The 21,393-nt window shown below is 38.1% G+C and carries 24 protein-coding genes; 5 read left to right on the top strand and 19 right to left on the bottom strand.

Going from position 1 to position 21,393, the window contains the following annotated elements; translation table 11 throughout:
• Positions 1-31 precede the first annotated feature (31 nt).
• The 12 genes from PDT38_RS01225 to spoIIM all read right to left on the bottom strand — a co-directional run bounded on the left by PDT38_RS01225 (position 32) and on the right by spoIIM (position 12,850).
• Positions 32-1,207, bottom strand: a complete 1,176-nt coding sequence (locus PDT38_RS01225; protein WP_270798420.1) for a D-alanyl-D-alanine carboxypeptidase family protein — start codon at positions 1,205-1,207, stop codon at positions 32-34.
• A 149-nt stretch (positions 1,208-1,356) separates the two neighbouring features.
• On the bottom strand, positions 1,357-2,163 hold the full coding sequence (locus tag PDT38_RS01220) for a purine-nucleoside phosphorylase (protein ID WP_270800084.1): 807 nt from the start codon (positions 2,161-2,163) through the stop codon (positions 1,357-1,359).
• A 20-nt stretch (positions 2,164-2,183) separates the two neighbouring features.
• Positions 2,184-3,368, bottom strand: coding sequence for a phosphopentomutase (gene deoB, locus PDT38_RS01215; protein WP_270798418.1), 1,185 nt, complete (start codon positions 3,366-3,368; stop codon positions 2,184-2,186).
• Between the two features lie 133 nt (positions 3,369-3,501).
• Positions 3,502-4,392 (bottom strand): site-specific tyrosine recombinase XerD, encoded by an 891-nt coding sequence (gene xerD / locus PDT38_RS01210; RefSeq protein WP_270798417.1) that lies wholly within the window; start codon positions 4,390-4,392, stop codon positions 3,502-3,504.
• Between the two features lie 6 nt (positions 4,393-4,398).
• A complete protein-coding gene (locus tag PDT38_RS01205) occupies positions 4,399-4,626 on the bottom strand; it encodes a YqzK family protein (protein ID WP_270798414.1) in 228 nt (75 codons plus the stop codon).
• 99 nt (positions 4,627-4,725) lie between these two features.
• Positions 4,726-5,496, bottom strand: a complete 771-nt coding sequence (locus PDT38_RS01200) for a TSUP family transporter (RefSeq protein ID WP_270798413.1) — start codon at positions 5,494-5,496, stop codon at positions 4,726-4,728.
• Between the two features lie 351 nt (positions 5,497-5,847).
• The gene (locus tag PDT38_RS01195) at positions 5,848-6,627 is read right to left on the bottom strand and encodes a TrmB family transcriptional regulator (protein ID WP_270798411.1); all 780 of its coding nucleotides are present in this window, start codon (positions 6,625-6,627) and stop codon (positions 5,848-5,850) included.
• Between the two features lie 15 nt (positions 6,628-6,642).
• Positions 6,643-7,899, bottom strand: a complete 1,257-nt coding sequence (locus tag PDT38_RS01190; RefSeq protein ID WP_270798409.1) for an amidohydrolase — start codon at positions 7,897-7,899, stop codon at positions 6,643-6,645.
• 376 nt (positions 7,900-8,275) lie between these two features.
• On the bottom strand, positions 8,276-9,544 hold the full coding sequence (locus PDT38_RS01185; RefSeq protein ID WP_270800083.1) for an MFS transporter: 1,269 nt from the start codon (positions 9,542-9,544) through the stop codon (positions 8,276-8,278).
• A 396-nt stretch (positions 9,545-9,940) separates the two neighbouring features.
• Positions 9,941-11,065 (bottom strand): Rap family tetratricopeptide repeat protein, encoded by a 1,125-nt coding sequence (locus PDT38_RS01180; protein WP_270798407.1) that lies wholly within the window; start codon positions 11,063-11,065, stop codon positions 9,941-9,943.
• Between the two features lie 575 nt (positions 11,066-11,640).
• On the bottom strand, positions 11,641-12,090 hold the full coding sequence (gene fur / locus PDT38_RS01175; RefSeq protein ID WP_270798404.1) for a ferric iron uptake transcriptional regulator: 450 nt from the start codon (positions 12,088-12,090) through the stop codon (positions 11,641-11,643).
• 115 nt (positions 12,091-12,205) lie between these two features.
• A complete protein-coding gene (gene spoIIM, locus PDT38_RS01170) occupies positions 12,206-12,850 on the bottom strand; it encodes a stage II sporulation protein M (protein WP_270798402.1) in 645 nt (214 codons plus the stop codon).
• Positions 12,851-13,005: 155 nt separating this feature from the next.
• Between spoIIM and PDT38_RS01165 the strand changes: the two genes are divergently transcribed.
• Complete coding sequence (locus tag PDT38_RS01165) at positions 13,006-13,566, top strand: GNAT family N-acetyltransferase (protein ID WP_270798399.1); 561 nt, start codon at positions 13,006-13,008, stop codon at positions 13,564-13,566.
• A gap of 68 nt (positions 13,567-13,634) precedes the next feature.
• On the opposite strand, the gene PDT38_RS01160 is transcribed toward PDT38_RS01165, so the two are convergent.
• The 3 genes from PDT38_RS01160 to PDT38_RS01150 form a co-directional block, all read right to left on the bottom strand.
• Positions 13,635-13,976, bottom strand: coding sequence for a hypothetical protein (locus tag PDT38_RS01160; RefSeq protein ID WP_270798397.1), 342 nt, complete (start codon positions 13,974-13,976; stop codon positions 13,635-13,637).
• A gap of 280 nt (positions 13,977-14,256) precedes the next feature.
• Positions 14,257-15,420 carry a TIGR00375 family protein gene (locus PDT38_RS01155; RefSeq protein ID WP_270798394.1) on the bottom strand — a complete coding sequence of 388 codons (1,164 nt, stop codon included), beginning with the start codon at positions 15,418-15,420 and terminating at the stop codon, positions 14,257-14,259.
• On the bottom strand, positions 15,417-15,974 hold the full coding sequence (locus PDT38_RS01150; RefSeq protein ID WP_270798391.1) for an NUDIX domain-containing protein: 558 nt from the start codon (positions 15,972-15,974) through the stop codon (positions 15,417-15,419). Before PDT38_RS01150 ends, PDT38_RS01155 begins: the two co-directional genes overlap by 4 nt.
• 151 nt (positions 15,975-16,125) lie before the next feature.
• Here PDT38_RS01150 and PDT38_RS01145 point away from each other — a divergent pair, with 151 nt between their 5' ends.
• The gene (locus tag PDT38_RS01145; RefSeq protein WP_270798389.1) at positions 16,126-17,025 is read left to right on the top strand and encodes an aldo/keto reductase; all 900 of its coding nucleotides are present in this window, start codon (positions 16,126-16,128) and stop codon (positions 17,023-17,025) included.
• Between the two features lie 36 nt (positions 17,026-17,061).
• On the opposite strand, the gene PDT38_RS01140 is transcribed toward PDT38_RS01145, so the two are convergent.
• Entirely contained in the window at positions 17,062-17,289 is a 228-nt protein-coding gene (locus PDT38_RS01140) for a YqkE family protein (protein WP_270798387.1), read from the bottom strand.
• Between the two features lie 142 nt (positions 17,290-17,431).
• Between PDT38_RS01140 and PDT38_RS01135 the strand changes: the two genes are divergently transcribed.
• Positions 17,432-18,361 carry an alpha/beta hydrolase gene (locus PDT38_RS01135; protein WP_270798385.1) on the top strand — a complete coding sequence of 310 codons (930 nt, stop codon included), beginning with the start codon at positions 17,432-17,434 and terminating at the stop codon, positions 18,359-18,361.
• 18 nt (positions 18,362-18,379) lie between these two features.
• Here PDT38_RS01135 and PDT38_RS01130 read toward each other — a convergent pair whose 3' ends face one another.
• On the bottom strand, positions 18,380-18,610 hold the full coding sequence (locus PDT38_RS01130) for a DUF2552 family protein (protein ID WP_394356230.1): 231 nt from the start codon (positions 18,608-18,610) through the stop codon (positions 18,380-18,382).
• 22 nt (positions 18,611-18,632) lie between these two features.
• On the bottom strand, positions 18,633-18,956 hold the full coding sequence (locus tag PDT38_RS01125; RefSeq protein ID WP_270798383.1) for an iron-sulfur cluster biosynthesis family protein: 324 nt from the start codon (positions 18,954-18,956) through the stop codon (positions 18,633-18,635).
• A 336-nt stretch (positions 18,957-19,292) separates the two neighbouring features.
• Here PDT38_RS01125 and PDT38_RS01120 point away from each other — a divergent pair, with 336 nt between their 5' ends.
• Both PDT38_RS01120 and PDT38_RS01115 read left to right on the top strand, forming a co-directional pair.
• A complete protein-coding gene (locus tag PDT38_RS01120) occupies positions 19,293-19,919 on the top strand; it encodes an esterase/lipase family protein (RefSeq protein WP_449374904.1) in 627 nt (208 codons plus the stop codon).
• 329 nt (positions 19,920-20,248) lie between these two features.
• Complete coding sequence (locus PDT38_RS01115; RefSeq protein ID WP_270798380.1) at positions 20,249-20,860, top strand: esterase/lipase family protein; 612 nt, start codon at positions 20,249-20,251, stop codon at positions 20,858-20,860.
• A gap of 127 nt (positions 20,861-20,987) precedes the next feature.
• On the opposite strand, the gene PDT38_RS01110 is transcribed toward PDT38_RS01115, so the two are convergent.
• A complete protein-coding gene (locus PDT38_RS01110; protein WP_172295975.1) occupies positions 20,988-21,200 on the bottom strand; it encodes a hypothetical protein in 213 nt (70 codons plus the stop codon).
• Positions 21,201-21,393 lie beyond the last annotated feature (193 nt).

Genomic DNA, 21,393 nt, shown 5'->3' with positions numbered 1-21,393 from the left:
TCACGATGACAAAACTAGTGATTGTTCGGCATTATTCATTCCATTTTGTCCAGTCGGAGATTGTCCGTTTAAACAATGTCCATGTGTCTGCCTGATCCATATCGTTTTCAGCAACAAGCGGGCTTTCCTGTAACACTTTCCCGTCTTTTTTCAGAATAAGTGTACCAAGTTCGGTTCCTTTTTTGACTGGAGCATGGATATCGCCCTTTTGCTTGATCTCTTTTTTGACAGATTCAACATTTTCTCCTTTTTTCGTTAAAAGAGAAATCGGTTCTGATGTGACAAGATTGATTTTTTTGTTTTGTCCCTTATTGACTTTCATTGATGAGATGATTTGATTCCGCTTATACATTGGATGTGTTTGATATTGACTAAATGCATAATCAAGCATTTTCGTAATTTGACCATTTCGTTCTTTTGGTGTACTAGCCCCAAACACAACAGCAATAACCCGCATGTTACCTTTTTTCGCAGAAGCTGTTAAACAGTACTTTGCTTCATTTGTGAAGCCTGTTTTTACCCCGTCAACCCCTGGGTAAAATTTAACGAGGCGGTTTGTGTTGACAAGCCAAAACTTTTTGTCTGTGTTTTCTCTTAGATAGCCTTCATATGTTCCGGTAAACTTCGTGATTTTATCATATTTTAAAAGCTCCTTTGCCATGATAGCCATATCATAAGCTGTACTGTAGTGGCCTTTTTCCGGAAGTCCTGTCGTATTTTGAAAAGACGTATCTTTAAGACCTAATTCTGCCGCTTTTTCATTCATTCTTCCCACAAATTCTTCTTCAGAGCCGGCAATATGCTCAGCCATTGCGACAGAAGCATCATTTCCTGAACCAATTGCAATTCCTTTTAACATCTCTTCAACAGTCATTTCTTCACCAGGTTCAAGAAAAATTTGCGAGCCTCCCATTGAAGCTGCGTATTCACTCGTTCTGACTTTATCTTTCATTTTAATCTTACCTTCATCAAGGGCTTCCATAATCAGCAGCATGGTCATGACCTTTGTCATGCTGGCTGGCGGAAGTTTCTCATGACTGTTTTTATCATACATAACTTTTCCTGAGTCCCGTTCGAGCAAAACAGCAGATTTCGCTTCATGAGCAAGCTCAGAAGTGTTCTGTTTCGTTTCTTCTTCAGCAAACGCTGACGGTGCTGTTAGTAGGATGATCATAAAAATCAGCAATTTGGGTAAAAGATGTTTCATCAGCCAGACCTCCATTTCGTAATCCTTTTTATTTTTTCCAATCATAATGGATTTATACGGTTCTATTGGTATAAATTTCATCATCAAAAAAACCAATATATCCATGCTCACTAAGGAGCTAGATATATTGGCTTTCACTTTTAGTTCTTTTATCTAATTTTCGCGACTATCATTGTGACGAGCTGCAAAAAGTCCGATTTCACTTTTTCGGTTACTTCTATCACTTCATCATGTGATAGCGGTTGATTCAAAATCCCTGCAGCCGCATTTGAAATACAAGAAATTCCTAGCACGCGAAGTCCTGCATGTCTAGCAACAATGACTTCAGGGACGGTTGACATACCAACCGCATCTGAACCGATCGTTCTCAGAAAACGAACTTCAGCCGGTGTTTCATATGTCGGGCCTGAAACGGCTGTATACACACCAACTTGTATGTTGATGTTCAATTCTTCAGCTGTTTTTTTGGCCAATTCTCGTAACTCTTTATCATAAGCCACAGACATATCAGGAAATCTGACACCGAGCGTTGAATCATTTGGACCAATCAATGGGTTTGTGCCCATGTGGTTGATATGATCCGAGATAACCATCAAGTCACCCGGCTGGTAGGATTCGTTAACACCACCAGCGGCATTGGTCACGATTAAAGTCGAACCACCAAGTTCTTTCATGACTCGAACAGGAAATGTGACTTTATCGAGTGAATAGCCTTCATAATAATGGAAACGTCCTTGCATTGCAACAACCTGAACATTTTCAAGTGTTCCGATCACAAGCTGACCAGCATGACCTTCCACAGTAGAAACCGGAAATCCCGGAATATCTTCATATTTGATTTGAACAGCATCTTTTATTTCATCGGCAAGCACCCCGAGGCCTGACCCCAATATCAAACCGACTACAGGTTTATGCTTGATCTTACTTTTCACATAATCTGCAGCATTTCTAATCATTTCTTTCACCTGTTTTCCTCCTATTTAAGCAGGCCTAAAAAGCTTTTTCCGTACTTTGGCATGTTCGTTTTAAAATTATCGGCAATGGTAGCGCCGATATCGGCAAATGTATCAGCAAGCGGAAGTTCAGACGGTTGTGTATGTTTTTTGCTGTAAACGAGAAGTGGAACAAATTCCCTTGTGTGGTCTGTCCCATGGTGAATCGGATCATTCCCATGATCAGCCGTGATCATTAATAAATCGTCTTCACGCATTTTTTCGAAAACTTCCGGAAGTCTTGCATCAAATTCTTCGAGTGCTTTTCCGTACCCTTCAGGATCACGACGGTGTCCAAATAGTGCATCAAAATCAACGAGGTTCACAAAGCTGATGCCGGTAAAGTCTTGATCAAATGTTTGAATCAGCTTGTCCATTCCGTCCATATTAGATGTCGTTCTAAGTGCTTCAGTAATCCCTTCACCATCATAAATATCGGAGATTTTACCGATCGCAATCACATCAAAGTGATCATCTTTCATTTCGTTCATCACAGTTCGTTCAAACGGTTTTAAGGCATAGTCATGGCGGTTAGGTGTTCGTTTAAATTGACCTGGTTGTCCGACAAACGGTCTTGCAATGACGCGACCAACCATATACTTTTCATCAAGTGTGAGCTCGCGCGCGATTTCACAAATTTTATAAAGTTCATCAAGTGGCACAATCTCTTCATGAGCAGCAATTTGCAAGACAGAGTCTGCTGATGTATAAACGATAAGCGCCCCTGTTTCCATATGTTCTTTACCTAATTCATCTAAAATCGCTGTTCCAGAAGCAGGCTTGTTCCCGATTACTTTTCTTCCCGATCTCTTTTCCAATTCATTGATCAGTTCATCAGGAAAACCGTCGGGAAACACTTGGAATGGCTTATCTATGTAAAGACCCATAATTTCCCAATGTCCTGTCATCGTATCTTTTCCATTTGAAGCTTCTTGCATTTTTCCATAATAAGCAAGCGGCTTTTCAGCTTTCTGTACTCCTTTAATCTCACGGATATGGCTAAGTCCGAGTTTTGCCATGTTTGGCAGGTTAAGCCCCCCCATATGTTCGGCAATGTGCCCTAATGTATCGGCACCTTTATCATTGAATTTTTCAGCATCCGGCGCTTCGCCGATTCCAACAGAATCCATCACAATTAAAAAAATGCGGTGATATTGATATGCAGGCATTTGATGGCCTCCTTTTTTTCTTGTTTGACATAAAAAAACAAAATCCCGCTATAAAAAGTATAAACCGTTTACATAGATCTTGGCAATACGAAGGAAAATAGTGAGAAACTTCCCGCTATTGAAAAAACCGTGCCTAAGCACGGGGATGATACTTTTTGTAGACATCTTTTAATCTTGTTTTCGTTACATGTGTATAAATTTGTGTCGTTGAGATATCGGCATGTCCAAGCATTTCCTGAACTGCCCGCAAATCCGCTCCATTTTCAAGCAAATGTGTAGCAAATGAATGTCTCAATGTGTGCGGAGTCAATTCTTTTTGAATCCCCGCTTCCAACGCTATTTTCTTTAAGTTCTTCCAAAATCCCTGCCGACTGATCTGTTTGCCATGATGATTTAAAAACAAGGCATTTTCTGTATTTTTCTTCAGGAGTTTCCCCCTCGCCTTTGAAAGATATTCTTCCACAGCATGTGATGCCGCTTCTCCAAGCGGGACAATCCGCTCTTTTCTCCCTTTTCCGAAACAGCGAATAAAGCCCATTGATAAATGGACATCAGATAGCTTTAATTCGATCATCTCACTAACCCGAACCCCTGTCGCATACAATAATTCCAACATCGCCTTATCACGATAGCCGAACGGACTCGTCAGCTTTGGAGTGTTAAGAAGGGTTTCGACCTCTTCTAATGACAACACCTTGGGCAACGTCCGCTCTGTTTTTTGCGATTCAATATGGATGGATGGATCTTGGTTCGCCACTTTTTCCCTCAGCAAAAATTGATGAAAAGCGCGAATGGAAGCAAGATGTCTGACAATTGTTTTCCCTGACTTCCCGGCATCTTGCAAATGTTTTAAAAATTGAATGATATGCAGTCTTGTCACCTGATCTACAGATGACAGATGTTCTATTTCTTCTAAATAGGTAACATAGCTAAGCAAATCCCGTTCATAACTGACCACCGTATTATGGGAAAGTCCCCGTTCCACCACGGCATAGTGGATAAAATCTTTAATATGAACTTTCACACTATCCTACTCCCCGTTCAAATAAAAAAAGATTAACCTGTCAAACCAGCTGCGCTGTTCGTCCTCTTCTAGTGAAGCAACCTTGATTGCAGCTCCATCAGGTTGGTCATACCGATGATAGTTTTCATACTCTGAATTTATCCATATCATAGCATAATAAAACAAGACGGTAAAACCGGTAAACAGCAGAAACACCTTGATCATATCAACAGCTGTTTTCAGTATTTTCATCACGATTTTAGCCCCTTCTTTTCATTCGATTATTAAAACTTATGCCAAATGAGACAAGTTTTATACGCAAGAAGGTTAAAAAACTTGGGCAATGTACAACTGTCAGCCTTTATAAATATAGTCGACAACATTTTTACCTATTAATAAAACGGTCACAAAAATAAATAGGACTTTCACATAGTTGACTCCCTTTTTGATCGCAAAATTGGAGCCGACTAAAGCACCCAAGATCATCGACAATCCCATTGGAATACCGTATGAATAATTGACTGTCCCCAGAAACATAAACATGATCAATGCCGCGATATTACTGCCAAAGTTTAAAAACTTCGCATTTCCTGCAGATTGTAAAAAATCGAACCCTATTATGAGAAAAGCAAACATCATAAACGATCCAGTGCCCGCTCCCAAAAAGCCGTCGTAAAAACCAATTAAACATATGATTGTGGCAAATAGAATATATTTTTTTATTGTAAGTTTTCGATATGTAGATTCAGTTCCCCAGTTTTTCTTAAATATCGTATAGATTGTCACAATGATTAACAGGATGAAAACGAGCGGTTTTAACAATTCAGACGAAATAAAATGGACAGTTAGAGCACCTGCTAAAGAGCCCACAAATACCAAAGGAAATAGTTTGGAAATGACTTGGAAATGAACTTTGCCTGATCTAATAAAAGTAATGGTACTTGTCAAAGCTCCCATTGTACTAGCTAGTTTGTTAGTAGCGATCGCTACTTGGGGTGGAAGCCCAACAAATAATAAGGCTGGAATAGAAATCAACCCGCCTCCTCCTACGACAGAATCAATAAAAGCTGCTAGAAAACCAAAGCACATCAGCAATAAAAGAGTAGATAAATCGATGTACTCCATTTGGAAACCCCCTTTTTACACAACTCATTTTTAGTCACTACACAAATAGTAACTAAAGTTTCTTCACCTGTAAATGTATTTTTTGAACATTCGCATCTTTGATTGGTATGATCCATTCTATTTAAAAATAGTTTCACATTACCAGAGATCGTGTAAGTGGCGAGGTGAGAAACGGAGAAAGTATTTGTTTAAAGGTGGTGAAATAAAACAGTGTTTCAATAGCGAAGAGCAAAGGTGGACACTCTTTTATTCAAAAGGGGTGTCTGTGGATAAACAAAAATCGTGACGCGGGCGATCTGCGAGACCCCGCAGGAGTCTCGCAATTCCCCCTTGACTATGTTGATAAAGGACTTACTTGTTCTGAAAAAAGATATCCCTTTCATTTGATATCCAATTTTCAATATCATCTTTTTCTTTTTTAACTAGCCGATTGACAAGGACATCATGCCAAATATAATTCTCCAACAAATAGATATGTACGGGGTCATCAGTGTAAAATGCTGTTTCCCTTTCTTCAAGAGCAGGGCCGTATATCATTTCCCGTGCATCAATGGACAAAATGAACCACTTGTTCTCGCCAATATTTTCTACATAGTTTGTTTTTCGGTGAGTATCCAGCCCTGAAAGTGGATTTTCCTTTTGAAAAACAATCCCTTTTAAATCACACTCAGTATCTTTTAACTCTTGTTCGAGATTCTCATACATCTTGTCCCATAAAGAAACAACAACTCTTTTTTCTGCCTTTTTTAATAGCGTCCGACAAAAAGCTAGAATATGGCTTTCCCCTTTGAGTGTCATCACCCTGTTGTCTACTACAGGTTCAGTTTTTTCTAAATATTTTAATGTATGGCTTAATGATTGATACGTATGATTCCATCTTGTTTGCAAAGATTCTAAAAATACATCGACTGGTAATGATGAATAGTGAATCCCTTCATTTTTTTCTTCTTTCATCACAATACCTTTTTCTTCAAGCCCTTTTAAAATTTCATATATTCGCGCTCTAGGGATGCCTGATTCTTTACTAACTTGGTAGGCACTTGCCGTCCCTTGGCGAACTAAAGAAAGGTAAGCCTTTGCTTCATATTGGCTAAACCCTAATGATTGAATGGTTTGAACAATATCTTGCATAATACCCTCCTTCCTTTATTGAAGCGTTCTTTTGGCCAGTCGTGTGAGAAGCTGAACAGCAACAGGCAGAACCTCTTCATCAAGATCAAATTTTTCATGGTGATGTGGTGCCTTTAGCGAAGAGCCAATCACCATATAAGTTGCTTGACCACCCATTTTTTGAACACGGTTCATGAAAAATGTAGCATCTTCTCCAGCACCAAACGAGTGATATTTCCTTACATGTTTAATGTCTGCCATTGATTCAGCTTCTTCTTCTACTAATGTCATCATGTCTGAATCACAATGAGCAATCGTTGTTTTACCAATCACTTCAATGCCATACTCTAAATCGTGCATCATGGCACTATGTTCAATGATTTTGCGAACGCGTTGTTCTAATTCTTCATTCACCTCAAGAGAGGTAGAACGAGTCTCCAATTCCATTTCAGCATAAGCGGGAATAATATTGACAGAGTTTCCCCCATGCAGTGTCCCTACATTAATTCGTGTAGCGGCAGTGCTGTAGCGTGGTAATGCTTGAATATTTAAAAGTGCTGTTGCTGCACCTACTAATGCATGCCGACCTTGTTCAGGGGCACACCCTGCATGTGATGGTATACCTTTAAAAAACGCCTTCAATTTTGTTGAAGCAAGAAAATCGACAACACCGGCACTGATCTCCCCTGAAGGAAGCCCCATGCCAAGATGAAAACAGAAGAGACGGTCAACATCATCAACGACTTCTTTTTTCACCATCGCGTATGCTCCACGGCCACCCTCTTCAGCAGGTTGAAAAATCAGTTTTAATGTTCCTGCAAAATTTTTATCTGCCATATTTTCAGCAAATGCTAAGCCAATTGCAGTATGTCCATCATGTCCACAAGCATGCATGACACCTTGGTGGTGTGAACGAAAATGTAACTGTGCAGGAGCATGATCAATCTCATCACTTTCTGGGACAGGCAGAGCATCGATATCAAATCGATAAGCAACTGTCGGTCCTTCAACATGCCCCTGCAAAATACCGACAATCGCTGTTATCCCCCCTTTCATCCTTGAAAGGCCAGCCTGTTCATCTAGATCATTTACAGCGTTTTCATATGTATCTTTTAACACTTGTTCTGAAGGAACGCCAAAACGGACATCAGCTTCCATTGCATCATCACCATATAATACTTGATAGCCTAAAGATTGCAGGATTCCAACAATCTTACTCGCCGTACGGAATTCAGTAAATCCTACCTCTGGATGTCGATGAAAATCACGGCGCAATTCAATAACATTCATCATCTCACCTTTTTTTCTAGTATATTGATCTTTTTATTCTATCATATAAAGCGAAATACGCTTTATATAGCATTGACAAAAACCATAGAAACGCTGATAAACTGTATGCATTGTAGATTTACGTATTTCCCCCATTGATTTGGGAGGGTTATGAAAACCAACACTACAAAGGGACGTAGGAAAAATGAGTAGCAACTTGGAAAAACGTGTTGCTCGTCGTGCTGCATGATAAGTCTAATGAAAAAAACCCTTCTCATAAGAGTTGGGCTTCACTTGTTTTTCAAGATCTATAATAATATACTTGCTACCGAAATTAAATTGTGTCATCAAAATATCTCCAAAAACCGGATTCCTTTTTCCAATAAACAGTCGGTGAACTTTACATTTCAGCACTTGACTTTTTTTCCTTGATAAGATCTGATTCTTGAGCCTTTGCCAGCTGTGTGAACAACAAAATTCCAAGACCTGCGAGAAGTTCAATTAAACCACCTACCGCAATCACCTTACCAGCTCCAAATGTGACTGCTGCATACCCAGAGATAATTGAACCTAGTGGAAAAGCACAACGTCCAATCATCTGTATGACAGCAAATACTTGCGGCTGATCATCTCCATCTACAGATTTTTGAATAATTGTGTATTCTGGAACATTAATTGAACTTAATGCTGCACCGAATGCAAAAGCTGCAAGGAAGACAAGTGGTAAAATTGTAAATAGTCCTGTTGTAAAATAAGCTGTCCCTTCAATCATTCCCGCTATTATAAAGAGGAGTCCGTACCTAGTAATCTTCACCTTAGCAAGAATAAACCCGAGCAAAAAAGCTCCTGTGGTTGTTGTAGCCTTCAAAAGTGAGTGAATAAATGGTGTCCCATTTAAATCTTCTGATATATAGACTGCCGATAGCGCTTCCCAAGGAGCAGCTGCTAAATTCATAAAAAGACAGTAGATAGCTAAAGGAAATAAAATATTATGATGCCTAACTAAAGTGAACCCCCTTTTTAATCTTTCCTTATATGTACCTCTTTTTTTCTCAGTTTCATGTTCAATAGATTGCTGTTTTATTTGATACTTGATATAAAGAACAAAAATGCCAGAGATCATATAAAGTATAAAAGAAACGATCATTATCGGTGCTGGACCGATTAAAGTCAGAAGAAACCCACACAGTGTAACAGTCCCAAGCTTCACAATTTCCGAGGAAGACTGGAGAATCGCATTCGCTTTTTGCATGAACTTTGGATGAACAATTTGTGGAATGAGGGTAATTGATGCAGGATGATATGTTGCTCCTGTTGCTGAATAGATGACCATGAGGCTCATAATAAACCACATAGGTGAGAAGCCGTTAAAATAACTAATTGGAATCGAGAGAACAATCACTGCTCTTGTTAAGTCAGAGAAATACATCCAAAATTTCAAATTACTTCTTTTCATTAGAGGTCCTGTCACCGGTCCCAACAAAGCTTCAGGAAGAAAGGTAACAGCAAGTAATAAAGACGTGCCAATTGCTCCTTTTCCACTAAAAATTAAAAACCACAAAATCGAGTAGAATGCAAAGCTATCAGCCGAGATTTTGATGACCTTAGAAAAAAAGAGAAATGTGAAATTCTTTTTCCAAACACTTAATGGCTCATATAAATTACCCATCATCACAAGTCCTTTCTGTATATAACAATATAAAGATAATATGAATAATTTTAACATAAAGTTAATAAATTGGTTTATTTTTTAAAATCCAATCTAACAACTATTGAAAAGATACATAAATTCAGACCTCGTTGTTTGGCAAGCTATTTAAACAGGATACAAAAAAACCCTTCTCATAAGAGTTGGGCTTCATTTATCATATGGACGATTTAAACGGATCAGAATTGAAAGTGATTGAACACTCAAAATCTCACAGTTAAAAGACACACATATAATATTTGCGCTATTTAAGCTGCTACTCTATCAGCAATCTTATAAGATGAGTTATTGGCTTGAACAGATTGGTAACTGAACAATCCTACTATACCTATTATCACTGTAGCACAAATTAAAAATTTAGTCTTCATGATGAATTATTCCACTCCTTTTTATAAGTCTTCTTGCTTCAACTGAAACACGATAAAATTCTATAGAATCGTGAACTTTTTCTTTTTCTGCCAAGGTTTCTGCAGCAAGAACACTGTATTCTTCCATGTCCGCATACATACCTTTTTCCTTGAAAAACTTAAACGATTTCCGCAATAAGTCCATGTCATAGTCAAAGTACAGCCCTTTAAGTAACTCTAATTTTGCAAAATCATCAAATTTTTCATACTTCCTAGCTAATTCTATACCTTCTAGATATAAATCCAATGCCTTATTTAATTCAGCTTGCTTTATTTTAACATGAGCCAAATTAAATAATGCTTTTAATTCAAAGGGGTTTTTTTCTTCTTTATATACTTTAAGGGCTTTCTGTAGATGATCGCTTGATTTATCAATTTCTTCAAGTTCGTTATAACATATTCCAAGGTTAACGTGTGATGATCCAATTAAATGTCCTGAGCCGAGGTTGTTTGATTCATCAAGGGCGTTATGTAAATTGTCTAAGGCTTTTTCGTGACACATTCGGTCGATTAGATTTCCAGAAAGAATAAATTGACACTGAACTCTACGTTCACCATAACTTTCATGATCGTGATAAATTCTGTATGCATTGTTAGCATAATTCATTGAAAAGAAAGTCTGTTTCATATAATAATAAACTTCTGATGCTTTGTAATAATACTCAGCTTTTTCTAATTCATCGCAACGAAAAGAATTAAGTTGTAGCTCGGCTTTTCTGTAAAAATCTAATGCATGTATTAATTCTCTTTGCCTGAAATAGTACATCCCTGTGAAAAAATGATAATAGTAATCAAGCATACCCTCTAATTTCTTCTTCTTTCTAATCTCTCTAAACTTCTCAAATCGTTCTTCAAGACTCCCTCCAGAACTAGCAGATAAAAAGTCAAACTGGAGTTTATGCCGAAATTCTAACAGCGAGTAATAGATAAGAGCATCCTGATTCTCTTCCATATTATCAAGCAATTGTTTGACTTCCTTTTTGGTTTCCTCGGCTTTTCCTATCCAATTGTTCTTTAGTGAGGTATACCAAAAATTCATTTTTGTTGCGACTAGATCATAAGGAATAACTTCCACTCACTTTCCCCCCCCTTTTTAAATATTTTTTTTGAAAATAATTAGAATATTCTACTTTATCTTAAATATTCTATACAATAATCCGGCCTTCCGCAACCATATATCGTTATATTTATCAAAAACATCCACTTCACAAAGTAAAGCATTATTTTCAATGTTTTAATGATTTTCTTAGAACAGTTCAGTTAAAAGTCTTTGAAACCAGTACTTTTAATTAAAGCAGCCATTCAACGAAAAATAATTTATGAAAACCTTATAGAGCAACTTCAGACACTTAAAAATAGCAAGTCTCGGAGGGCTAGATAACATTAAAGAGTTTTTGGTTGTTGACTGTTGGATCATAATGGCCGTCTGTATTGGATATTTGTGAGCATGGGGGCTTGTCCGAAAAGAGCAAACTGTTAAAGGTTATGATTCAAGATTGCTGCCATATCATCATTTGTTAAACGTAAACAGGGCGATCAAATAGTCAAAAATCGACTTACTAGACACCCCCAATTATACTAGGGTTTTTAAAGCTATTGAATTCTTCATACTTAAGAAAGAACCCTTCAAAAAATGAAAGGGTTCCGGGTCTACTCCGCTTGTTTTTCTTGGCAGTTATGACAAATGCCATGAAAGGTCAGCCTGTGATCTTTAATTTTAAATTTCCAATCTTTTTCAATGATGGCTTCCACATCTTCTAGCAAGTCCTCTTCAATCTCAACAACTGATCCGCAGTCCATACAGACCAGATGGTGATGAAAATGAGCAGCTCCTTCTTTACGAAGATCATATCTTGACACACCATCACCAAAATTGATTTTATCCACTACTTTTAATTCAGTTAATAATTCAAGAGTTCGATATACAGTTGCAAGACCAATCTCAGGAGATTTCTCTTTCACGAGGAGGTATACATCTTCTGCACTTAAATGGTCTTCCTCATTTTCAAGTAGCACCCTTACAGTAGCCTCACGTTGAGGAGTAAGTTTATAACTGGAAGAATGCAATTGTTTTTTTATTCGATCAATCCGGTTTTCCATTAACTTTCCCTCCTACGCCATTACTAGCCTATTATAACAAAACGAACGTAGGAGAAACAACTATAACCATTATAAATTGATAAATAAAATGAGTATCTTTTAATAATGATTTTAATCATTTGAACATGCTCATTAATTTTTCAATTAATAATGGAGAAAGACATGCTTCAAAGAAAGAAGAGATCAGTGCCATGATAAGTATCAAACCAAGCACTATCACATACCTCCCAAACCATTGAACAGGGGCTTCATTGATACCTCGTTTGACAAACAATTGTCTGATTAGTTTTAGAGAAAATGCGATCGCACATGTGCCTACCATCAAATAAGCAGGAATTAACAGGATATTTTGTGGAAGCACGGACACAATCGACAGAAAAAACCCGTTGATTCCCATTTGATTCACTAAAAAACCGACTGTAAAACCAACAACAATTCCTTTTAAAAAAACCATAATAAAAATGATGGGCAACCCGATAATCGAAATTCCAAGAATCCACATCAACCCTAAATACTTCGCATTATGCAGTAAACTTTGCACAAACATCTCCTTAGAACTAGCCGCTTTACCTTCTGAGAGATGTCCAAAAAATTGATTTAAATAATAAAACAAATCTTCTTTTTGACCGATTGTCATACTGTTGACAATGATGGCTCCGAAAATCACACCCATTAAAAATAGCACAGAAACAAATAAATAGATTGACAAATGATCTTTTAAATGCTGAAATACGACTTCTTTTATTGAGGTTTTACGCATGATCTTCCTTCCTCCCAAACGAACTTTTGATTTAATAGAGTGTATGAGAGAAAAGAGAATGACATGACTTTTTTTCAATTCGATCATCTGCTAGAAGTTTACTAAATTGTTTTTATGTAGGATGATAGACAAAAATAAATGTGGAGGGTAAACCGATGAATCCGATTTTACTCGATTTTCCTAATCGTTTTCAAACCGAACGTCTATTGATCAGGGCGCCTGCCGCTGGTGACGGTAGAGCCGTTCACCACGCCATTCAACTCTCTATGCCTGAACTAAAACCGTGGATGCCATTTGCAAGAGAATTACCTGACCGGGATGAAACTGAACTAAATATTAGGAAAGCGCAAGCTGACTTTATTTTAAGAACAGACTTAAGAATGCATATATTTCATAAAGAGACTGGAGCATTTATCGGCAGTACCGGACTTCATCGCATGGACTGGGAAGTGAGGCGGTTTGAAATCGGCTATTGGTGCAGCTCAGCATTTACAGGATACGGATATATGACAGAAGCGCTACTTGGTCTGATCGATTTTGCCAAGGACAAACTTTCTGCTAAAAGACTGGAAATCTTATGTGACGGCAAAAATCAAAAAAGCAGAAAACTTGCTGAACGGCTTGGCTTTCAGCTTGAAGCTGTTTTACAACAGCATGATCTTGCCAATGATCAAAGTGAATACAGGGATACTTGCATGTATTCCAAACTTTTTTAGGAAATCCCCCTTATGATCTGCCCTACGGTGATCATAAGGGGCTGGCTTCTTGAAAAAACACTATTTGATCAAAGCCCTTCACTCACTACTTGATCTTTATTCTTCATACCCTCAATAAAGTTCTTTAATATTCTCTCTTGATGCATATCTAACAGTTGATGAAGATTTTTCTCGGCCAATGTAAGCAAATGTTTCCCCTTGGAAATCTCACCAGCATGATATGACATGATACCTTCACTAACCAAATCGTAAATTTTCATAAATGAAAAATCTATATCTTTTAGTTGTAAAATATCATGAGCGGGAAGTCTACTTTGACAATTCAATTGCATAATACAATAGTAAATATCGAAACTAAAGTTAAGCGGTTGTAGCATGTATTTTAACATTTTAGAGCGTTTGTACATCATTTAAGTAGATTTTCAAATGAGTGACATTCGAAAATCCGCCCCCTTTAATGGTTTTCAGTTTTTACTAACAACCCCCTAAAAACAGTGTATGTGATTAAACAATAATGGGAAGAGTGGATCATCTTATTGAGAAGGATAACTTACATTCTACCAAATGGGGTTTAATTTTGGTTAGCGATTCACAACAAACGAGAATTTTAAGTTTTGTGAAAATAAAAAAATTCATGATGCGTCTATCCCCACTCTATGCGAAAAGAATAGGGATATCATGCAACTTTTATTATAACTGAACCTTCCCATACGTCCCGCCGCCTCCAGCTTTTAACTGCATCTTGCCATTTCTCGCTTTGATCACGAGCTGCGCGGTTTGCGGACGAAGCAACTGAAGGAGTTCCTCTTCCTTCACATGATGAAGAATATTCATTTCGGTTCCGAAGGCTTGTTTCAATTTCTCAATCGTCTTCGGACCAATACCGGGAATCATCTGAAGAGGTACTTGATGGACGTATGGAGGGCGTTTGATTGGACTTACATCTTGATCGCTGAGTTCTTTCAGTCGGATGCTGACTCCTTTGGTGAATTTTTTACTGCCGCATGTCTTGCATTCCGTTTCATCATGCTCTTTAAGGTGTCCGCATTTTTCACATGCGGTTTGATAATATTTGCCTAATTGTGGATTCATTCCGTAATTTACTGTAATCCGTCTTCCTTGGCTGTTTGTTAAGGCAAGCGAGAATTCATAAAAACTTGCATGTTTGAGCTGTAGTTTATTATATTCTCTGCCGATTTTCCCTAAAGAGTGGGCATCCGAATTGGTCAGAAAAGGATACTGATTCAGTTCAGAGATATGTGATGCCATCGAGGTGTCACTTGAGAGACCAAGTTCGACTGCATCGATCAACCGCTCATCAAAAACCTCTGTCAACGATGACTTAACGCCTTTTCCGTACAAACTTTTATGTGGTGTAAAAATATGAGCGGGAATGAATAAACCGCCAAGCTTTTTCACTTCCTGCTGAAGGTTGATACCTGTCTCATAGATACGTTGTGAGCTGAGATGGATGTTTGTCACTCGTTTTGAGAGCCAGGTAGAAAATTGTTTCATTTTGGCGATCGTCGGCATAAACGCCAGTACGTGTATAGGACCACGGCACTTGTCATCATAGATTTCGATTTCTGCTCCGCATAACAGGACGGTGTCTTTGTATTGAATTCCACCGTCCTCAAGCTCCCGATAACGTCCTAAGGAAACCCCTTTTTCAATTTCAGCTAGCACCTCTGGCGAATGGCAATCGATAATTCCAATTAACCCCATTCCTTTATGTTCGCTTGCTTCAATTAAAACCTCAGCGAGTGTTAATGATTGAGCTGCAGTGATTTTGACAGGTTTGCCTGATTCGGTTCGCCCGATATGGATATGCATATCTGCGAATATGTTTTTCATGACTTCGCTTCAAGGGCTTTTTGCATCTGCAAATATAAAATGGCATAAGCCGTCTTTGCATCATAGATTTCTTGGCTTTCTACCAGCTTCTGCGCTTCCTGAAGCGGCACCTCCATCACTTCAACAAATTCATCTTCATCAAGGTCTCGTTTTTCTTCAAGCGGGGTTAATCCTTGAGCTAAATATAGATGTATCAATTCATCAGCAAACCCTGGAGATGTGTAGAAAGCCGTGATTTTCTTTAGATCTTGAGCCGTGTAGCCCGTTTCTTCTTCAAGTTCTCGAAGTGCTGTATATTCTGGTTTCTCTCCTTTTTCAAGCTTACCCGCCGGAATTTCAACAATCGTCCGTTCTAGCGGCTTTCTATACTGCTTAACTAAGATGATGTTGTTTTCATCTGTTAAAGCCAACACTGCTACAGCCCCAGGATGCTTCACAATTTCCCGTTTGCTCGTTTTGCCGTTTGGCAGTTTGACATCTTCAATATAAAGATCGATCACTTTTCCTGAAAAAAGTTTTTCTTTTTGGATGGTTTGCTCCTCTAAATGTTTCAATTTCATCATCTCCTAAGTTCTGTTGCTCTACTCAACCCATCCATTTTATCATACAACATGAAAGTCTGCTGTTTGCTAGCAGTGTCAATTAGTTGAAAACCTCGTTCCTTTGTATTAAGTTCAATATAAATGAGAAACGAGGAGTGAGGCGATGAAAAAACGAATGCTTGGTCATTCTGATTTGGAAGTTAGTGAAGTTGGTCTTGGCTGTATGTCTCTCGGCACAGACAAACAGCAGGCCTTAGCTATTTTAGATGAAGCATTAGAGTTAGGCATTAATTATTTGGATACTGCCGATTTATACGATTTTGGACGCAACGAAGAAATGGTTGGTGAAGCCATCAAAACAAGACGAAAAGACATTATCCTGGCGACAAAAGTGGGAAATCGCTGGGAGGAAGGCAAACCGGGCTGGTATTGGGATCCTTCAAAAACATACATAAAAGAAGCGGTCAAACAAAGCTTAAGACGTCTACAAACCGATTATATTGACCTTTATCAGCTTCACGGTGGAACAATTGCAGACAACATCGATGAAACAATTGAAGCATTTGAAGAATTAAAACAGGAAGGTATCATTCGCTATTACGGTATTTCCTCGATTCGCCCAAATGTTATAAAAGAATTTGTCAAAAAATCGAGTATCATCACGGTGATGATGCAATACAGTTTATTGGATAGACGTCCTGAGGAATGGCTCTCATTTCTGGCAGAACACAAAGTCAGTCTGATCGCAAGGGGACCGCTAGCAAAAGGTCTTCTCACAGAGAAACCTGTGTCCAAAAGCGGTTATTTAGCTTATTCCAATGAAGAACTCCTCAAAGTGAAAACAGACATTAAAAAAACAGCGCTTGATTTAACCATGACTGAAATGGCCTTGAAATATATTCTTGCCCAACCCGGAGTTGGTGCGGTGATTCCAGGAGCAAGCAATCTCACACAGCTTCGGGAAAACACGATGGCTGTCGGCGGACGCCAATTGACAGATCAAGAAATGAAAGCATTGCGGTTTTATACAAAACGTAACGTGTATACCGTTCACCGTAGCTAAAAAAGAAAGCACCGTCTTCTTGGAGGCGGTGCTTTCTCATTTATATTGCTTCCAATCGAGTCTGCTTTCATTGAGCAGTTCTTCAAAGCTTTTGTTTTTTTCTTGTTCTTTTCTTTGCTTGACGAGGCGCTCTTTTTCACGTTTTTTTCGTTGATCGTCTTCCGCTTTCAATTCGCTTTTCATTTGCTTCAGCTTATCTTTTAAATCATCTGCGAGTACATTTTTTAGCTGCTGTTTCTCCTCAGACTGTTTTTTCTTCTTCATTAAGATTCCCTCCGTTCTTTAATTGATGATAGTTTATCAAGAAAAACTGAATTCAGGCAAACCATTACTCTTCTGATCTTTTTCATCGTTTATATGCTAAAATAATGATAGAAGCTTTTACAGAAAGGGAGAAAAATCAGAGATGTTTATTGGGCTTGCTGTACTTGGAGCATTTTTACTCCTTCTCTTTTTAGGAGGAATTTATTTTACGAATCAAATGATGTACATAAAAACGAGGTCAAATCAATTTATTATTGAACGGGAAACGGCAGCCGGACATTATGATCAGGCAGCATTTGATGCTTTACCGAAAGAGGACATTACCCTTCAATCTCCTTACGGCTATGACATTAAGGGGTATTATGTCCATCCACACCAAACGAAAAACACGGTCATTATTTGTCATGGGGTCACAATGAATTTACTAAATTCAGTCAAATATATGAATCTGTTTTTAGAACTTGGTTGGAATGCAGTCATATATGATCATAGAAGACATGGAACAAGCGGTGGAAAAACAACGAGTTATGGCTACTACGAGAAAAACGATTTAGAAACCGTTGTGAAATGGTTGAGGAAAAAGACTGGAGAGCAAGCTCTGATCGGGATTCACGGTGAATCTATGGGCGCGGTGACAACCCTTCTTTACGCAGGAATGCCAAGTGATGGCGCAGATTTTTATATTGCTGACTGTCCGTTTGCTACATTTGAGGATCAGCTCATTCACCGTCTAAAAGAGGATTTTCACCTTCCAAAAACATTTCTTTTGCCGCTTGCAAATACTTTTTTGAAGTGGCGGGATGGTTACTCTATTCATGATGTCTCACCTTTATCTGTCACGGAACAAATCCATAAGCCGGTTCTTTTCATTCACAGTCAATTTGACGACTATATCCCGGTCAAATCCAGTGAACAACTTTATGAGAAAAAAAGCGGGCTGAAAAAACTGTATATCGCTGAAAAAGGTGCGCATGCCATGAGCTATACAGAAAACCGTGAGACTTATAAACAAACTGTGCGGGACTTTCTCAGGGACATCAAAGAACAGTATAAAGAAAGCGAACGAGCTTAAACATCGTTCGCTTTTTTCTTACAAAATATCTGTAATATCATTCATGTTTTCACTAATAAAAACAATCGCTGCCTCGATCGTATTAAATTCCTTTGTTTCAAAAGTCATTTCATCCTGAAGAAGCCATACATCCTTTTGGAGTGATTCCGTTCCCCCAATTGACCAATGAAGGAGACTGTACGGATGATTTTGATGTAAAAACGATACCCATGTTTTGTTTTGAGCCGTTTGTTGTAAAGATTTCATCATTTGTTTCAAAAAGAACGCCACCCTATTTTACTAAAATACTCATTCGCGAAGAAAGTATCTGTGCCGGACTTTTCAACATTAAAGCCCCAACCTTCTTATCATAATCGATTGTCATCATTTCATCAAAGAAAACTTTTTGTGATGACTGAATATAAACGGGGATCCCGTTTGTCTCCAGCAGTTCACATTCTCCAAACAATTCCTCCATCAGCCAAATGGTTGGAACACCGCTGACAGCGCACCCGCAACCTTCGGTATCATAACGCAACTGGATTTGTTTATCGGGATAGGTTTCTGTTGTTTGGCGAATGACCTGTTTTGCTTGTTCTGTGATCGTAAGTTGCATCATATCATCCTTCATTTGTTTTTTGGACATTGTATCACATGATATACCGGTCATGCATTGTTCCTGTTTTCCACCACCTGAATGAAAGTGAAAACAGCTTATTATTTTAATATACCAATACGAAAACAGTATAAAAGAACTAGCACTTTATAACTAATTTGGTTTTGTTGGCGTTTTCAAAAAAACTAATCATTCCCTTATTATATAAGGAATTTTCAAGCTAAAAGGATAAAAAGAGATCATTGATCATTCTATTTTTTTGGGCAGAAAAATAGATAAATTTACACTTCGTTTTTATATATCCCTTCTATAGAATAATCGCGTAAGTTAATTTTTATGATTAGGAGGAAAGTTATGAAGAAATTTTTAGGAGTTTTATTGATTTGCCTGATGTCAATTACATCAGTGTTTTCCTTTCAGCCTACAAAAGCTGAGGCTGCTGAGCATAACCCCGTTGTCATGGTCCATGGTATTGGCGGTGCCAGCTATAATTTTATGAATATAAAATCATATTTACAATCCCAAGGGTGGCCGAATCATCAGCTTTATGCGATCGATTTCTTTGACAAGACCGGAAACAATATCAATAACGGCCCTAAACTATCACAATTCGTAAAAAATGTATTGAAAGAAACAGGTGCAAATAAAGTAGATATTGTTGCCCACAGTATGGGTGGTGCGAACACTCTTTATTATATTAAAAATTTAGATGGCGGCAATAAGATCGAGAATGTCGTGACTCTTGGAGGCGCCAATGGTTTGGTCACAAACACAGCTCCATCAGGTACTGATCCAAATCAAAAAATCTCGTACACTTCGATTTACAGCACAGGTGATTTTATTGTATTCAATAACCTGTCTCACTTGAATGGTGCCAACAACATCAAAATCTCTGGAGTCAGTCATGTCGGCCTTCTGTTTAATAGCAAAGTGAACACCTTGATTAAAGATGGTCTTCATTAAGGTTAACAAGCCCTCTTCAAGGACTGGTCTTTAAATCTATCAGCGCATATACTTTTTAGATGATTATTTCGTAAGGTTCTCAAATGATGTTCGAGAACCTTACGAAAATAGAATAAAATACCCAGTTGTTTATATACAGGTCAAATTTGTTCATTACTTTGTCAAAAACTCCCCTAACCGTTACTGGTAAGGGATAATCTGATTAAACAACCAAAAAAGCGCCTCGCTTTCCATACTGGTTTTCGAGCAAAAAAGTAGATCATTTTACACTTCGCTTTCACATGTTTTTTTTATAGAATGATCGCGTGATTATTTTTAGGAGGAGAGTCATGAACCGTCAAAAGTATTTAGCCATTTTACTCATTTGCTTGATGTCTATCGTATCCGCATTTTCCTTTCAACCATCAAAAGCTAAAGCTGCTGAGCATAACCCCGTTGTCATGGTACATGGGATAGGCGGTGCCAGCTATAATTTTGCAAGTATTAAAGCGTATTTGCAGTCGCAAGGATGGTCAAGCAATCAGTTTTATGCGATTGACTTTTTAGATAAGACGGGAAATAGTTTCACGAATGGACCTGCATTATCGTTATACGTTAAAAGTGTATTGAGAAAAACAGGAGCAAAAAAGGTAGATATTGTCGCTCACAGTGCGGGCGGAGCCAACACTCTTTATTATATTAAATATTTAGATGGCAGAGATAAAGTAGGAAATGTTGTAACACTTGGAGGCGCCAATCGTTTAGTCACAAGCACAGTACCAAATCAAAAGATCTTGTACACTTCCATTTACAGTACTGGCGATTTAATTGTTTCCAACTTTTTATCTCACTTGAATGGTGCTAAGAACATCAAATTATGGGGGATTGGTCATATCGGCCTTTTATATAACAATCATGTCAACACATTGATTAAAGACAGCCTTACCGGCAACAGGTACTAGGTTTTCAAACCTTAAAGAGGACAAGCCCTCTTTAAGGTTTTTTTAAAGAGCCTGTCTTTATCACAATCATAAAAAGGACTCTAAATAAACGCTTGTTTGTTCGTTCATTCAGTGTCCATATCCTCCATTATTCCACTATAATTTCAAAAACCCTTTGCTCAAGATTATACTTAGCATCTTGAAAGGAAAATTTATAATCATCTGTTTCGGCATCAGGTGAAAGCCAGGCTCCATATTTTCTGATGGTCTGAACAATATTTTCAATTTCAGCCGGAGTGAAGTCTCCTATATCGGTGCCTTCGGTTTCAGCAGTGTGGCGTATTTTTACGGTAATCAGCATCACTTATAACTCCTTTCACTTGCTGTTTGAACACATCTTATTAACAGCATATTTCTTTTTGTGCTTAATCGTGTCTTTACTCTTAGTTTCAGATTATTCGGGTTTTCTTTTTTAAAGACCTAATTTATTGGAAAAGCCGAGAGCGCTCATGAAAAAGAACTTTCCAAATCACACTTTTAAAAATTTCTGTTTA

The sequence above is a fragment of the Bacillus changyiensis genome (assembly GCF_027706145.1).
Taxonomy (GTDB): Bacteria; Bacillota; Bacilli; order Bacillales; family Bacillaceae; genus Bacillus; species Bacillus changyiensis.
The sequence above is the reverse complement of the archived record's forward strand: the minus strand, read 5'-3'. Positions and strand labels throughout refer to the sequence as shown.

Bases quoted from the DNA above. Each gene is read 5' to 3' on its own strand.
- PDT38_RS01190 (WP_270798409.1), bottom strand. From the start codon at position 7,899: ATGATGAATGTTATTGAATTGCGCCGTGATTTTCATCGACATCCAGAG.
- PDT38_RS01115 (WP_270798380.1), top strand. From the start codon at position 20,249: ATGAACCGTCAAAAGTATTTAGCCATTTTACTCATTTGCTTGATGTCT.
- PDT38_RS01120 (WP_449374904.1), top strand. From the start codon at position 19,293: ATGATTAGGAGGAAAGTTATGAAGAAATTTTTAGGAGTTTTATTGATT.
- PDT38_RS01225 (WP_270798420.1), bottom strand. From the start codon at position 1,207: ATGAAACATCTTTTACCCAAATTGCTGATTTTTATGATCATCCTACTA.
- PDT38_RS01125 (WP_270798383.1), bottom strand. From the start codon at position 18,956: ATGCAACTTACGATCACAGAACAAGCAAAACAGGTCATTCGCCAAACA.
- PDT38_RS01130 (WP_394356230.1), bottom strand. From the start codon at position 18,610: ATGATGAAATCTTTACAACAAACGGCTCAAAACAAAACATGGGTATCG.
- spoIIM (WP_270798402.1), bottom strand. From the start codon at position 12,850: ATGCGTAAAACCTCAATAAAAGAAGTCGTATTTCAGCATTTAAAAGAT.
- PDT38_RS01185 (WP_270800083.1), bottom strand. From the start codon at position 9,544: ATGGGTAATTTATATGAGCCATTAAGTGTTTGGAAAAAGAATTTCACA.
- fur (WP_270798404.1), bottom strand. From the start codon at position 12,090: ATGGAAAACCGGATTGATCGAATAAAAAAACAATTGCATTCTTCCAGT.
- PDT38_RS01200 (WP_270798413.1), bottom strand. From the start codon at position 5,496: ATGGAGTACATCGATTTATCTACTCTTTTATTGCTGATGTGCTTTGGT.
- PDT38_RS01145 (WP_270798389.1), top strand. From the start codon at position 16,126: ATGAAAAAACGAATGCTTGGTCATTCTGATTTGGAAGTTAGTGAAGTT.
- PDT38_RS01165 (WP_270798399.1), top strand. From the start codon at position 13,006: ATGAATCCGATTTTACTCGATTTTCCTAATCGTTTTCAAACCGAACGT.
- PDT38_RS01110 (WP_172295975.1), bottom strand. From the start codon at position 21,200: ATGCTGATTACCGTAAAAATACGCCACACTGCTGAAACCGAAGGCACC.
- PDT38_RS01140 (WP_270798387.1), bottom strand. From the start codon at position 17,289: ATGAAGAAGAAAAAACAGTCTGAGGAGAAACAGCAGCTAAAAAATGTA.
- PDT38_RS01135 (WP_270798385.1), top strand. From the start codon at position 17,432: ATGTTTATTGGGCTTGCTGTACTTGGAGCATTTTTACTCCTTCTCTTT.
- PDT38_RS01155 (WP_270798394.1), bottom strand. From the start codon at position 15,420: ATGAAAAACATATTCGCAGATATGCATATCCATATCGGGCGAACCGAA.
- PDT38_RS01195 (WP_270798411.1), bottom strand. From the start codon at position 6,627: ATGCAAGATATTGTTCAAACCATTCAATCATTAGGGTTTAGCCAATAT.
- PDT38_RS01160 (WP_270798397.1), bottom strand. From the start codon at position 13,976: ATGATGTACAAACGCTCTAAAATGTTAAAATACATGCTACAACCGCTT.
- PDT38_RS01220 (WP_270800084.1), bottom strand. From the start codon at position 2,163: ATGATTAGAAATGCTGCAGATTATGTGAAAAGTAAGATCAAGCATAAA.
- deoB (WP_270798418.1), bottom strand. From the start codon at position 3,368: ATGCCTGCATATCAATATCACCGCATTTTTTTAATTGTGATGGATTCT.